12 protein-coding genes, 1 pseudogene and 1 riboswitch are annotated in these 13,777 nt (G+C 50.2%); of the genes and pseudogenes, 8 read left to right on the forward strand and 5 right to left on the reverse strand.

The window, feature by feature from the left end; all coding sequences use genetic code 11:
• Positions 1 to 190: 190 nt before the first annotated feature.
• Positions 191 to 514 (forward strand): LapA family protein, encoded by a 324-nt coding sequence (locus tag ACTHSX_RS02185; RefSeq protein ID WP_440376438.1) that lies wholly within the window; start codon positions 191 to 193, stop codon positions 512 to 514.
• Positions 515 to 539: 25 nt separating this feature from the next.
• Positions 540 to 1,709 (forward strand): lipopolysaccharide assembly protein LapB, encoded by a 1,170-nt coding sequence (gene lapB / locus ACTHSX_RS02190; RefSeq protein ID WP_440376437.1) that lies wholly within the window; start codon positions 540 to 542, stop codon positions 1,707 to 1,709.
• Positions 1,710 to 1,824: 115 nt separating this feature from the next.
• On the opposite strand, the gene ACTHSX_RS02195 is transcribed toward lapB, so the two are convergent.
• The 3 genes from ACTHSX_RS02195 to ACTHSX_RS02205 all read right to left on the reverse strand — a co-directional run bounded on the left by ACTHSX_RS02195 (position 1,825) and on the right by ACTHSX_RS02205 (position 6,788).
• Positions 1,825 to 2,331 (reverse strand): thioredoxin family protein, encoded by a 507-nt coding sequence (locus ACTHSX_RS02195; RefSeq protein ID WP_440376436.1) that lies wholly within the window; start codon positions 2,329 to 2,331, stop codon positions 1,825 to 1,827.
• Between the two features lie 3 nt (positions 2,332 to 2,334).
• A complete protein-coding gene (recC, locus tag ACTHSX_RS02200; protein ID WP_440376435.1) occupies positions 2,335 to 5,634 on the reverse strand; it encodes an exodeoxyribonuclease V subunit gamma in 3,300 nt (1,099 codons plus the stop codon).
• 278 nt (positions 5,635 to 5,912) lie between these two features.
• Complete coding sequence (locus ACTHSX_RS02205) at positions 5,913 to 6,788, reverse strand: lysophospholipid acyltransferase family protein (protein ID WP_440376434.1); 876 nt, start codon at positions 6,786 to 6,788, stop codon at positions 5,913 to 5,915.
• A gap of 108 nt (positions 6,789 to 6,896) precedes the next feature.
• Positions 6,897 to 7,007, forward strand: a riboswitch (SAM-I-IV-variant riboswitch).
• A gap of 173 nt (positions 7,008 to 7,180) precedes the next feature.
• Here ACTHSX_RS02205 and metK point away from each other — a divergent pair.
• From metK to ACTHSX_RS02235, 6 genes are all read left to right on the forward strand, one after another.
• Positions 7,181 to 8,350, forward strand: a complete 1,170-nt coding sequence (gene metK / locus ACTHSX_RS02210) for a methionine adenosyltransferase (protein WP_440376433.1) — start codon at positions 7,181 to 7,183, stop codon at positions 8,348 to 8,350.
• Positions 8,351 to 8,459: 109 nt separating this feature from the next.
• Positions 8,460 to 8,780, forward strand: coding sequence for an accessory factor UbiK family protein (locus tag ACTHSX_RS02215; protein ID WP_308187433.1), 321 nt, complete (start codon positions 8,460 to 8,462; stop codon positions 8,778 to 8,780).
• A 13-nt stretch (positions 8,781 to 8,793) separates the two neighbouring features.
• A complete protein-coding gene (locus ACTHSX_RS02220; RefSeq protein ID WP_440376432.1) occupies positions 8,794 to 10,290 on the forward strand; it encodes a YifB family Mg chelatase-like AAA ATPase in 1,497 nt (498 codons plus the stop codon).
• A 154-nt stretch (positions 10,291 to 10,444) separates the two neighbouring features.
• Complete coding sequence (locus ACTHSX_RS02225; RefSeq protein WP_440376431.1) at positions 10,445 to 11,560, forward strand: SPOR domain-containing protein; 1,116 nt, start codon at positions 10,445 to 10,447, stop codon at positions 11,558 to 11,560.
• An 11-nt stretch (positions 11,561 to 11,571) separates the two neighbouring features.
• The gene (locus ACTHSX_RS02230; protein ID WP_440376430.1) at positions 11,572 to 12,213 is read left to right on the forward strand and encodes a thiol:disulfide interchange protein DsbA/DsbL; all 642 of its coding nucleotides are present in this window, start codon (positions 11,572 to 11,574) and stop codon (positions 12,211 to 12,213) included.
• A gap of 44 nt (positions 12,214 to 12,257) precedes the next feature.
• Positions 12,258 to 13,082, forward strand: a complete 825-nt coding sequence (locus ACTHSX_RS02235; protein WP_070713410.1) for an undecaprenyl-diphosphate phosphatase — start codon at positions 12,258 to 12,260, stop codon at positions 13,080 to 13,082.
• Positions 13,083 to 13,151: 69 nt separating this feature from the next.
• On the opposite strand, the gene ACTHSX_RS02240 is transcribed toward ACTHSX_RS02235, so the two are convergent.
• Together ACTHSX_RS02240 and ACTHSX_RS02245 are read right to left on the reverse strand one after the other, a co-directional pair.
• Positions 13,152 to 13,571 carry a type IV pilin protein gene (locus tag ACTHSX_RS02240; protein ID WP_440376429.1) on the reverse strand — a complete coding sequence of 140 codons (420 nt, stop codon included), beginning with the start codon at positions 13,569 to 13,571 and terminating at the stop codon, positions 13,152 to 13,154.
• Between the two features lie 104 nt (positions 13,572 to 13,675).
• Positions 13,676 to 13,777: pseudogene (locus ACTHSX_RS02245) on the reverse strand (IS5/IS1182 family transposase); the annotation flags it as partial.

Genomic DNA, 13,777 nt, shown 5'->3' on the forward strand with positions numbered 1-13,777 from the left:
AAATAAATTAATTAATTAGAGACTGAACAATACGCCTTTCAATATGGGTTTGACAAGTACCCGTCAGCATTAAAGATACCCTTTCCATGCCGTCTGAAACATGCCGTCCTATCCGAAATCCGGCAAATCGTTTAAACTGATACCATTTTTCAGACGGCCTGCCCCAACCGCAGCCAACCCGGAGTAACCCATGAAACTCATCTATACCATCATCAAAATCCTGATTCTTCTTGTTTTCCTCCTGCTGGCCATCACCAATACCCACACCGTATCCTTCTTCTACCTGCCCGGCCAAAACGTCAATCTGCCGCTGATTGTCGTGCTTTTCGGTGCATTTATTATCGGTATCGTGTTCGGTATGTTTGCCCTCTTCGGCCGTCTGCTGACCCTGCGCAGCGAAAACAACCGCCTGCGTGCCGAAGTGAAAAAATACGCCCACCTTTCCGAAAAAGACCTGACCCCAGTCAAAACCGAAACACCGGCAACGACTTCCGAAGCCACTCCCAAAGCGTAACGCCACCAATCAATAAAGGAATACCATGGACAACGAATTGTGGGTCATCTTACTGCCCATCGTCCTCCTCCCCGTTTTCTTCGCTATGGGCTGGTTTGCCGCGCGCATCGATATGAAGACCGTCCTGAAACAGGCCAAAAGCATACCGGCCGGCTTTTACAAAAGCCTTGACGCCCTCGTTGACCGCAACAGCGGCCGCGCCGCGCGCGAATTGGCGGAAGTCATCGACCAGCAGCCGCAGTCATACGATTTGAACCTGACCTTAGGCAAGCTCTACCGCCAACGCGGCGAAAACGACAAAGCCATCAATATGCACCGCGCCCTGCTCGATTCGCCCGACACCGTCAACGAAAAACGCGCGCGCGTGCTTTTTGAATTGGCGCAAAACTACCAAAGCGCAGGCTTGGTGGACCGTGCCGAACAAATCTTCCTCGGTTTGCAGGAAGGCGATATGGCACGCGAAGCCCGCCAACACCTTTTGAGCATCTACCAGCAAGACCGCGACTGGGAAAAAGCCATCGAAATGGCGCAGCTCTTGAGCCATGACGAACAGACCTACCAGTTTGAAATCGCCCAGTTCTATTGCGAAATCGCCCAAGCCGCGCTGTTCAAATCCAACTTCGACGCCGCCCGCTACAATATCGGCAAAGCACTCGAAGCCAACAAAAAATGTACGCGCGCCAACATCATCCTTGGCGATATCGAATACCGTCAGGGCAATTTCCCTGCCGCAGTAGAAGCGTATTCCGCCATCGAGCAGCAAAACCACGCCTATTTGAGCATGGTCGGCGAGAAACTCTATGAAGCCTATGCCGCGCAAGGCAAACAGGAAGAAGGCCTCAATCGCCTCATCGGCTATATGCAAACCTTTCCCGATCTTGACCTGATCAACGTCATCTACGAAAAGGCTCTGCTGCTCAAAGGCGAAACCGAAGCGGCGCAAATCGCTGTCGAACTCGTCCGCCAAAAACCCGACCTCAATGGCGTGTACCGCCTGCTTGGCTTGAAACTCAGCAGTATGAATCCGGAGTGGAAAGCCGATACCGATATGATTCGTTCCATTATCGGCCGCCAGCTGCAAAAAAGCGTTATGTACCGCTGCCGCAACTGCCACTTCAAATCCCAAGTCTTCTTCTGGCACTGCCCAGCCTGCAATAAATGGCAAACCTTTACGCCGAATAAAATCGAGATTTGATAAAGCGTTAAGCATTAAAAAAAGGCCGTCTGAAATCTTTTCAGACGGCCTTTTTATTACGAAGCAAAATATCAAAGCGGTTCAAAACACAGCCTTACACACCAGCAATATTTGCTCAACAACGCTGCTCTGCCCATGCCAACGCCGCTACAATCTGCGCCTCAATATCGGCATTAAATTCGCCGGTACGGTACGCATCGCGCAATTCTGCGCGACGGGTTTCATCTGCCGCAATTTGGTTTAACACCACTTGTGGAAACTCGTTAAACACAGGCCCGGCCTCTTCATGACCCATCAAAAACAGCGCAGGAATTTTTTGATTGGCGCGGACAATTTCCTGTTGGCGCGGATTATTAAAACGGCTGCTGTCGTCAAAATCGTTGCGGGCAATATAGTTGACGCGGATATTGGGGTTCAACTCCGCTATTTTTTGAATAAACGGTACAAACACGCGGCAATCTGGGCAATATGGCGCAGCGGCAAGCAGCCAGTTTTGTGGACGGCTGATCTTTTCAATCGCCGCTACCGTTTGCGCCGACAGCTCGGTCGCCTGATAGAGTTGCTGCTGTTTCAATTTGTCTTCTTCGGTATCAAAATCCAAATATTCTGCATAAGTAGCCATGCTTTACTCCTGTTCTGTTGTATCGATTTTCCCTGCCACGCCGGTCAAAAGTGGCGCAAGCAGATTGACGACGAGGTTTTCAAATAGCGGCTCATCAAGAGGCGACTCGTCCGAATGACCGAACACCAGCTTCACTTCGGTATATTCTTTCTGCCCTTTGCTCATTTTATTGCCGTTAAAAACCTCATGGGCTTTTCTCAAGGCAGCATCCCAATCCTCTTTCTTGTTGTACTCCTCCGCAGCGGCAAGACTGGTTTTAGCGAAAAACGGCAAGGGGGTATTTTGTCCGATTCGGAAATATACCAACCATTCTTTCAAAAGTTCTTTTGCTGTTTGTTGCTCGATGGCAGCATAGGTTTCGGCCTGCCCCAAGCTGACAATATAGGTTTGTCGATTTTCAACGGATTTAGGGGCGACGGCGCAAAAAATCAAATGCTCCAATAAACGGGCAATGCGGTTGGGTGCATTGTCTTTTTGATTTAGGAACACAATACGGCCGCATTCGTAAAGATTGCTGACGGTGCCTTGTAAAACCAAGTCGTCAAAGGATTCTTCATAAGGTTCAGACGGCCTTTTGTTACTGCGTATCAGCTCGGCATCTACGTTTTTCGCAGATATCTGATACTGCTTCTGCCACAAGCCGCCCAACTCGCCTACCGGCATCAGGCTTTCTGCATTCAGCCGAATGGCCGTATCTTCAAAATCTTCCCCTTTGCGCCGCGCATCCAAATAGGCATCGGCAATCCGGCCTTCATGTTGCGGCTCAAACGGTTCGGCAGATTCCCATGCGCCGTCCAGATACGGCTGATCCCAGCTTAAATTTCTCTTCAGCCAAACTTTGACAGGGTTGCGCCAAAAACTGATGAGCTCGCCCTGCTGAATGGTTTTGCCCGGCTCTTCCTGACTTAAAGCCTCAAGGAAAAACGGCTGCGCTTCCGCTTGCGGCTGGCTCAACGCATCGGCATAATCTTGGCGCGTACTGAAGAGGCCGTCTGAAAGCGCGTCCTTTTGGAAATAACGGCGTGAGAACGCCTGCAAAGGATGATGTTTCACCCATTTCTCCGACAACTCGCGCCCGCTTTTCCCTGTCATGGCGGCAATGGTATCCAGCAGCTCGCTGATTAACGAAGACGGCGCAAACTCGGCATCATTGCGTATATCGCGGCCAATATAAGACAAATACAGCATTTCGCGCGCACTGATTAAGGCTTCGAGGAAGAGATAACGGTCGTCGTCGCGGCGGGCGCGGTCGCCTTTTTTCGGATGTTTGGCAATCAAATCGAACACCGCCGCTTTGGTATTGCGCGGAAAATCGCCGTCATTCAAACCCAACAGGCAAACCATTTTAAACGGCAGGCTGCGCATCGGCACCATACTGCAAAAAGTAATGCCGCCGCTCAAAAATCCGGCTTGGCTTTCGCTGTCCAAAAAGCGGCGGATATGGCGGATAACGGTTTTACACGGCAACAATCCGTCAAATTCGGCCAACTGCGCTTCTTCCTGCCATTTCGCCAAAGACTGCTCAAACTGTTGCTTGGCGTATTGGTCGTCCGTATCCGGAGCAAACAGTTTCTCCAGCAAATCGCGGCAACGCTGCACCCAGCCTTCCACATCGGCAGGCTCTTGCCATTGCGCCGCCATATCGGCCAAAGTACGGATAAATTCGGCAAAACCGCTGAACACGTCCAACTGGTTGACGTTGCTATGCCACGCGCTCACGCCCTGCCACATGCCGTTGCCGCCTTCGGGCAGCATCCAGCCCAAGGCCAAACGCTCTACCGCCTGCTGCCAAGTAAAGAGGTTGTCTTTGCCCTCGCGCATGGTTTGGTCCAAACCCCAATGCACATTCAATCCGGCAACAGTCTCATGCAGCAGCGGCACATCTTCCTCGCTCAAACCGAAGCGTTGCAACACCAACCGGCTTTCCAGCAAAGGCAAAACCTTGTCCACTTCAAACCGGCTCTCCAGCAAGTCCAAAGCTTGCGCCAAAGCATACAGCAACGGCTGGCGGCGGCTGAGTTTCACATCCGAAATCGAATACGGCAAAGCCTGGCTGCCTGCATGCTCCTGCCCAAAAACGGCTTCGATAAACGGGCTGTACGGCTCGATGTTTGGCGTCAAAACGGCAATATCGTGCGGCTGCCAGTCGGGATTTTTTTGCAACACCAGCGACAACTCTTCTTTCAAAATCTGCAATTCGCGTAAAGGGCTGTGTGCTGCGACGATTTTGACGGAGCCGTCATTCAGCAGCTTATCCGGCTCGACACACACTGGATTGCCGTCCGCACCGTGGACCTGAACCAAAGCCTGTTGCCCACCTGCTTCGCTTTCTTCCTGTTGATATAAGCGTTCAGACGGCATGATTAAGTTTTGGATATCGTTTTGCAGGCAATGCAACAAAGTATCGTCTTTTCCCTTTTCATAAACCTGAATATCCTGCTCGGTTTCCACTTCCGACAGAAAATCAAAGAAATCACGTCCCTGCTTGCCCAAAGAAGCCAACAGCGGATGTCCTGCCTGCGACAAATCCGCCTCATCGCCCCTTTTCAAAATCTGCACCTCATCGATGACCTCTCCCCAATATTGGCTGCTCGGGTTGAGCGCAAACACAAACACATCGCAATGCTTGGAAATTTGGTGCAAGAGTTGCAGATACATCGGCGCCATTGTCGAAATGCCGAATACGAACAACCTTTGCGGCAAGACCGATTTATCCAACTGCGCCAACAGCTTTTCCCACAAGGCCACGCGGTGCGGCGCAGATTGGCTGCCATCGTCCAAATAACGCCACAGCCGCGCCTGCCAATCCTCATCATCGCCCAAACCCAGTAGTTTCCCAGCCTGCCACGCATCAATCCAATCCGGCCGGTACACCAAATATTGGTCGAAAATATCCGCCATCTGTCCGGCAAGCTGATAATCCGCCGATGCCGAGCTGTGCAAATAACTTTCCAGCTTCAAGCGCACATTTTCGTATTCCGGGGCCGTCTGAAACATTTCGCTGCGGAACAAATCCAGCAAGCGCCAACGCATGACTTCAGGCGAAAACGGACTGAGCGGCGGCACATCGGGAACCAATTTGCGCATCAGCTGCCAAGCCAAACCGGCAGGCAGGCTGAACTTCAAATTCGCCGCCACGCCGAGTTCGCGCGCGAAAAACACATTCAGATAACGCCGCATCCCCTGGCTCTGCACCACCACTTCTTCCTGCGCCAATACAGAGTCCAAGGGCGAAGCCTGATGAATACGCGCGCACATTTCGGCAAGCGATTCCAAACGGTCGGATTGAAAGAGATAAAACATGACATGCCATCGAAAAAACAATTACGCGCATTATAATGCCATCAGGGCAAACGGTTCAGCAGCGTATAAAAATAAAAGGCAAAAGATTATGGCAAAGGTCGTCTGAAACCGCTTTTCAGACGGCCTTTGCCGTTTAAATATCGTGGACAGTGCAAACGCTAGGCTTTAATGTATTTCTTTTTGAACCTCGGCTTTGTTTAAGCCGAAAGAAAATCTTCTGAGTTCCCAACCAAAATAAAAACCTGCTTCCCTCAAAGCAGGTTTTTAATCTATCCCACTCAAGCAGGCGGCAACGGCGCGCCTTCGGGATGCTTGTAGCGATTGTACATAAACAAATATTGTTCCGGGAAACGGCGTATCCAATACTCGGTATTTTCATTGATCACGCGCGCGTCGTTCTCCTTATCGCCGTTCAATTCGCCGCGCAAAGGCTCAATGTGCAAGACAAAGCCTTTACCGTCGGGCAAACGCTCGCTGCAGAAAAACAAAGCCTTCACGCCTTTGACTTGCGCCAGCTTGCCCGCCAACGTCATGGTGTAGGCAGGTTTGCCGAAAAAGTCCACCCACACACCGTCGCCCCCTTCTTCGGGAGATGGTACATGGTCCGGCAACACAATGGTCGCTTCGCCGCCGCGCAGTGCCTTAATGATTTGTTTGACGCCCTGAATACTGGTCGGCGCAGTCTTACCTTTGCCGCGCACGCGCCCTGCCTGCATCACCGCATCAAATGCCTTGATTTTCGGCGGCTTGTACATCGCCGTCAGCGGAAACGGCAGTTGCTGGCTGATGTAGCGGCCGGCCAAATCATAGCTGCCGATGTGCGGCGTGATAAACAGCAAACCTTCGCCCGCGCTCAAGGCCGTCTGAACATGTTCCCAACCGTTAACGCTGACAAACAGGTTTTCAATTTCCTCAGGCTGTCTGAAAAACGCCACCGGCAATTCCAAGCCGCCTTTTGCCGTTTCACGGAAAACTTTTTTCACCGCCTCGTCCGTCGGGTTCAATCCGGCAAGTTTCATGTTTTCAAAAACTCGCCGGCGATCTTTCGACAGCAAGCGGAAACCCAAACTGCCCAGCAGATTGCCTAATTTGTGCAACCAAGCCAAAGGCAGTGCGGCCAGAAATTTAAAAATAAAGGTAACAAGCGTTTGCATAAGGTTTTACCAAAATGAAGTGGACAGATTGTAAACGAAACAGGCCGTCTGAACAAAACAGACTTCGGGCAAATATATTGCGGCACACCTGCTTTTCTGCTACTATCCGCGCTGCATTAAGAGTTGGGAATTCCATGCCAACCTGCTTTTCAAACGGAAAGGTAAGGTGGACGGTTGAAAAACCGATGTGGCTCGCCAGAGCAATCCAAACCCGCTTAATGCGGGAATTTTTTTGCCTGTAAGAAACGCGCAACAGGATTCCGAAACAGCAGGCAAGTGCGAATGTTTCTCACTTGTATAGAGAAAAAGCGGAGTTTTTGTTATGATTTCCGCTGTCCGAAATAAAAGGCCGTCTGAAAACACAGCAGCCTGTTTTTAATGAAAGAATAGCAATGAGCGAATATCTGTTTACTTCCGAATCGGTATCCGAAGGCCATCCGGATAAAGTTGCCGACCAAGTATCCGATGCGATTTTGGATGCCATCTTGGCGCAAGACCCAAAAGCGCGTGTCGCCGCAGAAACCTTGGTCAACACAGGCTTGTGCGTATTGGCAGGCGAAATCACCACCACCGCCCAAGTGGACTACATCAAAGTCGCACGCGAAACCATCAAACGCATCGGCTACAACTCCTCCGAGCTGGGCTTTGATGCCAACGGCTGCGCAGTCGGCGTGTACTACGACCAACAATCTCCGGACATCGCCCAAGGCGTGAACGAAGGCGAAGGCATCGACTTGAACCAAGGCGCGGGCGACCAAGGTTTGATGTTCGGCTATGCCTGCGACGAAACCCCTACCCTGATGCCGTTTGCCATCTATTACAGCCACCGCCTGATGCAGCGCCAAAGCGAATTGCGCAAAGACGGCCGCCTGCCTTGGCTGCGTCCTGATGCTAAAGCGCAACTGACCGTGGTTTACGACAGCGAAACCGGCAAAGTAAAACGCATCGACACCGTCGTCCTGTCCACCCAGCACGACCCGTCTATCGGTTACGACGAGCTGAAAAACGCCGTGATCGAACACATCATCAAACCGGTTCTGCCGTCTGAACTGCTGACCGACGAAACCAAATACCTGATCAACCCGACCGGCCGCTTCGTTATCGGTGGCCCGCAAGGCGACTGCGGTTTGACCGGCCGTAAAATCATCGTCGATACCTACGGCGGCGCAGCTCCGCACGGCGGCGGCGCATTCTCCGGCAAAGACCCGTCCAAAGTGGATCGTTCCGCCGCTTACGCCTGCCGCTATGTTGCGAAAAATATCGTTGCCGCAGGCTTGGCAACCCAATGTCAAATCCAAGTTTCCTACGCCATCGGCGTTGCCGAACCGACTTCGATTTCCATCGATACTTTCGGCACCGGCAAAATCAGCGAAGAAAAACTGATTGCCCTGGTTCGCGAACATTTCGACCTGCGCCCTAAAGGCATCGTCCAAATGCTCGACCTGTTGCGCCCGATTTACAGCAAATCCGCCGCCTACGGCCACTTCGGCCGCGAGGAGCCTGAATTTACTTGGGAGCGCACCGACAAAGCAGCCGCATTAAAAGCAGCCGCAGGCGTGTAAACTTCCGCATTTTAGGCCGTCTGAAAAGCAAAACGTTTTCAGACGGCCTTTTTCCTTATACAATAGCCACTTGAATTTCTATATACATTCTGAATAAAGGATACGGATTATGTTCGGCAAACAACTTTTTGAAGAAGTCAGCTCCAAAATCAGCGAAACCATCGCCAACAGCCCTGCCAAAGACATGGAGAAAAACGTTAAAGCCATGCTCGGCAGCGCGTTCAACCGCATGGATTTGGTGACCCGCGAAGAATTCGATATCCAACAACAGGTTTTGATTAAAACCCGTACCAAACTGGCCGAATTGGAAGCCCGTTTGGCCAAACTCGAAGCCGCTCAAGAGCCTGAAGAAGCTGCTTTGAAAGCTGCCGAAGCCGCTGCGGAAGAAGCTGTTGCCGAAATCAAACAACAAACCGAAGCTGTCGAATAAGGCCGTCTGAAACATGTCGCTTGCTTTGGTTTACAGCCGCGCCTTAAGCGGCATGAATGCGCCGTTGGTCGAAGTGGAAGCCCACCTTGCCAACGGCTTGCCACATTTCAATATCGTCGGCTTGCCCGATACTGAAGTCAAAGAAAGCCGCGACCGTGTGCGTGCCGCCATTATTCAAAGCGGCTTCGACTTTCCCGCCAAGAAAATTACCGTCAACCTCGCACCGGCCGACCTCCCAAAAGAATCCGGCCGTTTCGATTTGCCGATTGCCTTGGGCATTCTTGCCGCTTCAGGACAAATTAACCCTGAAAAGCTCACCCAATATGAGTTTGCCGGCGAATTGGCACTGTCCGGCCTGCTGCGTCCCGTACGTGGCGCGCTGGCCATGGCATGGCAGGGAATGCAGGCCGGCCGTTCGTTCGTTTTGCCACAAGAAAATGCCGAACAGGCTGCCGTTATGCGCGGTATCGCGGTTTATGGTGCACGTTCTTTAGGCGAAGTGGCCGCGCATTTAAACGGTATCGAACCGTTGACACAAACCGAATGCAAGCTGACGCAAAGGCCGTCTGAACAAAGTAAAATTCCTGATTTAGCCGATGTTAAAGGCCAGCATACCGCTCGCCTTGCCTTGGAAATCGCAGCTGCAGGCGGACACAGCCTGCTGATGATGGGTCCTCCGGGTACGGGCAAATCCATGCTTTCGCAACGTTTACCCGGCATCCTTCCGCCTTTGACTGAAGACGAATTGGTCGAAGTATGGGCTTTGCGTTCGCTCCTACCCAACCACCAGCAACAACTCGACAGCAACCGTCCTTTCCGCAGCCCTCATCACAGCGCCAGCTCTGCTGCCATGGTCGGTGGCGGTTCAGATCCACGTCCGGGTGAAATTTCATTGGCACACCACGGTGTGTTGTTTTTAGACGAATTGCCCGAGTTTGACCGTAAAGTATTAGAAGTATTGCGCGAACCTTTGGAAAACGGAGAAATCCATATTTCCCGCGCCGCACGCCAAGCAGTTTATCCGGCCAAATTCCAACTTGTTGCCGCCATGAACCCCTGCCCTTGCGGCTATCTCGGTCATCCGTCCAAACCTTGCCGCTGTACGCCTGAAAGCGTTGCCCGCTACCGCAACAAAATTTCAGGGCCATTACTCGACCGTATTGATTTAACCATCGAAGTACCCAGCCTTTCCGCTGCCGAGTTGATGCAACAAGAAGCAGGCGAATCCAGTGCCACCGTATTGAAACGCGTTACCGCCGCACGTAAAATCCAATACAACAGACAAGGCAAAGTCAATGCAGAACTGAGTGTCGGCGAGCTCGATGGCAAAGCCCGCATCCAAAAAGAAGCGCAAGAAGCCTTGGGAACCATGCTTGAAAAACTGTCCCTTTCCGCACGAAGTTTCCACCGTATCATGCGCGTTGCCCGTACGTTGGCCGATTTGGCAGGGGACGAAGAAGTCAGCAAAACCCATGTGATGAAAGCCATCGGCTTCCGTCGCGCTCTTTAACTTTTCAGACGGCCTGAATCTTTATGTTTAAGTAAAACTAGAGTAAACAAAGCATCAGGATTTTGCCGTCTATAACGGTTATTGATAAAATATCGAATCCAAACTCAGACAGTCTCCTTTCAGGCCGTCTGAACACATTATTACAAGGTAAGTCATGAAAAAATCTACACAATATGGTAAAGGCTTGGCCGGTTTCTTTTTCGGCCTAATACTGGCAACAGGTATTATTGCCGGTATTTTGTTCTTTTTGAACCAAGGCAACCAAAACGTTTTCAAAGAGCTGACTCAGCCTAAACAAAGCGAAGAACCTGAAATCCTGAAACCTCAGGACAAAGCAGAGAAACGCCCAGCTACCGACAATTCATCTACCCAAGCAGATGAAGAAAAAGCTAAAGCAGAAAAAGAAGCGGCCGAGAAAGAAGCCAAAGCTAAAGAAGAGGCTGAAAAAGCTACCAAAGAAGCTGAAGAAAAAGCTCAAGCGGAAAAAGAAGCTCAGGAGAAAGCTGAACAAGCAGAACGTGAAGCCAAAGAAAAAGCAGAGAAAGTCGCTGCCGATAAGGCCGAACGCGAAGCTAAAGAAAAAGCTGATAACGCCGCCATCGATAAAGCCGAACGTGAAGCCAAAGAAAGAGCAGACAAAACTGCTGCCGACAAAGCCGAACGCGAAGCCAAAGAAAAAGCTGCAAAAGCTGAAGCAGAAAAAGAAGCTACTAAGAAAAAACTGGCCGAGAAAAAAGCCGAGTTAGAGAAAAAACGCGCAGAAAAAGCCAAAGCGGAAAAAGAAACTGCCGATAAAGCTGCCAAAGATAAAAAAGCAGCCGACCAGCTGACTGCCAAACAAAAAGAGCGTGCCGAGCGCAAACTGGCCGAGAAAAAAGCGGCCGAAGCCAAGAAACAAAACAAGCCGACACCTGAGCAAATCCTCAACAGCGGCAGCATCGAAAAAGCACGTAAAGCAGCAAATGCCTCTGCAACAAAAGAAAGCAGCAACACTGCAAGTAAACAGTCAGCGGAAAAAGCCGAAGCAGCTGCCAACAGCGGTAAAAAAGTATTCCTGCAACTTGGTTCATATGCAGACCGCTCCAGCGCAGACTCACAACGTGCAAAACTAGCTATTTTAGGTGTTTCTTCCAAAGTGGTTGAATCTCAAAACGGCGACAAAACCATTTATCGAGTTCAAAGTAACACCATGCCGCAGGAAGCTGCTGTAAAACTGCAAAAAAACCTGCAAGGCCATAATATCAACAGCTTGATTCGTTCTACCAAATAATGGAATCACTGATGAAGCAGCGTATAAAACAAACCATTGCCGCACTCAGCCTGAGCCTGTTCGGACTGAGTGCGCAAGCTGCTACCGAGGGCGTGGACTATACTGTTCTTAGTCGTCCTATTCCGCAGCAACAAGCCGGCAAAATTGAAGTACTTGAGTTTTTCGGCTACTTCTGCGTTCATTGTTACCATCTCGATCCAGTTTTGTTGCAACACAGCAAAACCTTCGCTAAAGATGTTTCCTTACGGACAGAGCACGTCGTTTGGATGCCTGAAATGTTGGGTTTGGCCAAAGTTGCCGCAGCCGTCAATCTTTCAGGTTTAAAATATCAAGCCAATCCAGTCATCTTCAAAGCAGTTTACGAACAAAAAATCAACCTGGCCGATACCAATGTATTCCGATCATGGGTGGATAAACAGACAGGTTTTGACAGTAAAAAACTGCTTCAAGCCTACAATAGTCCTGCTGCCGCATCGGCTGCTGCAAAAATGCAGCAATTGACGGAAACTTATCGAATTGAAAACACACCAACTGTCATCGTCGGTGGTAAATACAAAGTCAATTTCAACAGTACCGACTGGAAAGCCGGTATGAAAACCATAGACGAGCTCATCGTCAAAGTCCGCCGCGAACAATCCTCAGAACCACTTTAACTATTCAACAAAAGAAAGACGGCCTCAAGGCCGTCTGAAAACTTATGGACATTCTGATTTTATTTAAAGCACTTATTCTCGGTATCATCGAAGGTTTAACCGAGTTTCTCCCTATTTCCAGTACCGGTCATTTGATTGTATTCGGCGACTTAATGAACTTTCAAAGCAACGGAAAAGTATTTGAAATTGCTATTCAACTCGGTGCCGTATTAGCCGTCGTATTTGAATACCGCCAACGATTTACCCATATCATAAAAGGATTGGGTAAAGAACGAACAGCCAATCGCTTTGTACTGAATTTATTTATTGCCTTCATACCGGCTGCGGTTGTGGGGCTATTGTTCAGCAAACAAATCAAATTACACCTTTTCAACCCAATTACCGTTGCTACCATGCTGGTACTGGGTGGTTTCTTCATTTTATGGGTTGAAAAACGCCAAGCAACAGCCAAACCCAAAGTCAATCATGTAGATGATATGCGCCCAATCGACGCATTTGTTGTAGGATGTGCCCAAATTTGTGCTCTTATACCTGGTACATCACGTTCAGGCAGTACGATCATGGGCGGTATGTTGTGGGGGCTGGAACGTAAAACAGCTACTGAATTCTCATTCTTCCTTGCTGTACCGATGATGATTGCGGCAACAGGTTACGACATCTTAAAAAACTACAAACTCTTTACCTTGCAAGATGTCGGACAAATTGCCATCGGCTTTATCGCAGCATTTATCGCCGGTTTATTGGCAGTAAAAGCTTTACTGAAATTTGTCTCCAGTAAAAACTATGTGCCTTTTGCCTACTACCGTATTGTATTTGGTGGTCTGATTCTCCTTACTTGGATGCTGGGCTGGGTCAGTTGGAGCGAATAACCCCTCTCCCTCTAAGGACGTGTCTCACGTCCTTTTTCTTTATCCGCATCCTCCCTTTAGATCAGATTTCTACCCCATAAAAGGCCGACACTCCGCATCATTACCCCTAAATATCTCCTCACCGTCCGTACAGCTTCCCTTCCCCTTCATCTTCCCGCACACCACCGCCGTCAGCGACTCATTCAAGCGCAATACCCTCGGTTCCGCCTCCCTGTCCAGCGCCACCGCCTTCAAAGTAAACTTCCCCTCCAAGATCCCCTTAGCCTGGCCGCTCATCCTGATACAGAAACCGCCTGCCTCCTTGACCGGCAACTCCGGCCACTTCGTCGACGTCAGCTTAAAGCTGCCCTTTTTCGTATAGAACTGCTCCATAAAGCGCGCATTTTCCAGCAGGGCGGCATGCGCCGCACGCAGGTTGGCCGAGCGGACCGATTCCCGATAGGCCGAGACCTTTGCAAAAAAGCCTTTCCTCCAACAGCCGAAATCCAAACACAGGTTTTCGGCTGTTTTTGTTTCAAATATCCAATAATTCTATTCAAATACTCCCTTAATCCCCCTTGGATACCTGATTAATCAGGCATCCTGGCCGCCTTTTAGGCGGCAACAGGCGCACTTAGTCTGTTGGCGGCTTTCAAAAGGTTCAAACACATCGCCTTTAGATGGCTTTGTGCACTCACTTTGCTCAGTCCGAAATA

It is taken from the genome of Neisseria sp. P0014.S002 (genome assembly GCF_051958295.1).
Lineage (GTDB): Bacteria > Pseudomonadota > Gammaproteobacteria > Burkholderiales > Neisseriaceae > Neisseria > Neisseria flavescens_B.

Excerpts from the sequence above, each read along its gene's own strand:
- ACTHSX_RS02235 (WP_070713410.1), top strand. The coding sequence starts at position 12,258 with ATGGACATTCTGATTTTATTTAAAGCACTTATTCTCGGTATCATCGAA.
- lapB (WP_440376437.1), top strand. The coding sequence starts at position 540 with ATGGACAACGAATTGTGGGTCATCTTACTGCCCATCGTCCTCCTCCCC.
- ACTHSX_RS02195 (WP_440376436.1), bottom strand. The coding sequence starts at position 2,331 with ATGGCTACTTATGCAGAATATTTGGATTTTGATACCGAAGAAGACAAA.
- ACTHSX_RS02230 (WP_440376430.1), top strand. The coding sequence starts at position 11,572 with ATGAAGCAGCGTATAAAACAAACCATTGCCGCACTCAGCCTGAGCCTG.
- ACTHSX_RS02215 (WP_308187433.1), top strand. The coding sequence starts at position 8,460 with ATGTTCGGCAAACAACTTTTTGAAGAAGTCAGCTCCAAAATCAGCGAA.
- ACTHSX_RS02185 (WP_440376438.1), top strand. The coding sequence starts at position 191 with ATGAAACTCATCTATACCATCATCAAAATCCTGATTCTTCTTGTTTTC.
- recC (WP_440376435.1), bottom strand. The coding sequence starts at position 5,634 with ATGTTTTATCTCTTTCAATCCGACCGTTTGGAATCGCTTGCCGAAATG.
- metK (WP_440376433.1), top strand. The coding sequence starts at position 7,181 with ATGAGCGAATATCTGTTTACTTCCGAATCGGTATCCGAAGGCCATCCG.
- ACTHSX_RS02220 (WP_440376432.1), top strand. The coding sequence starts at position 8,794 with ATGTCGCTTGCTTTGGTTTACAGCCGCGCCTTAAGCGGCATGAATGCG.
- ACTHSX_RS02205 (WP_440376434.1), bottom strand. The coding sequence starts at position 6,788 with ATGCAAACGCTTGTTACCTTTATTTTTAAATTTCTGGCCGCACTGCCT.
- ACTHSX_RS02225 (WP_440376431.1), top strand. The coding sequence starts at position 10,445 with ATGAAAAAATCTACACAATATGGTAAAGGCTTGGCCGGTTTCTTTTTC.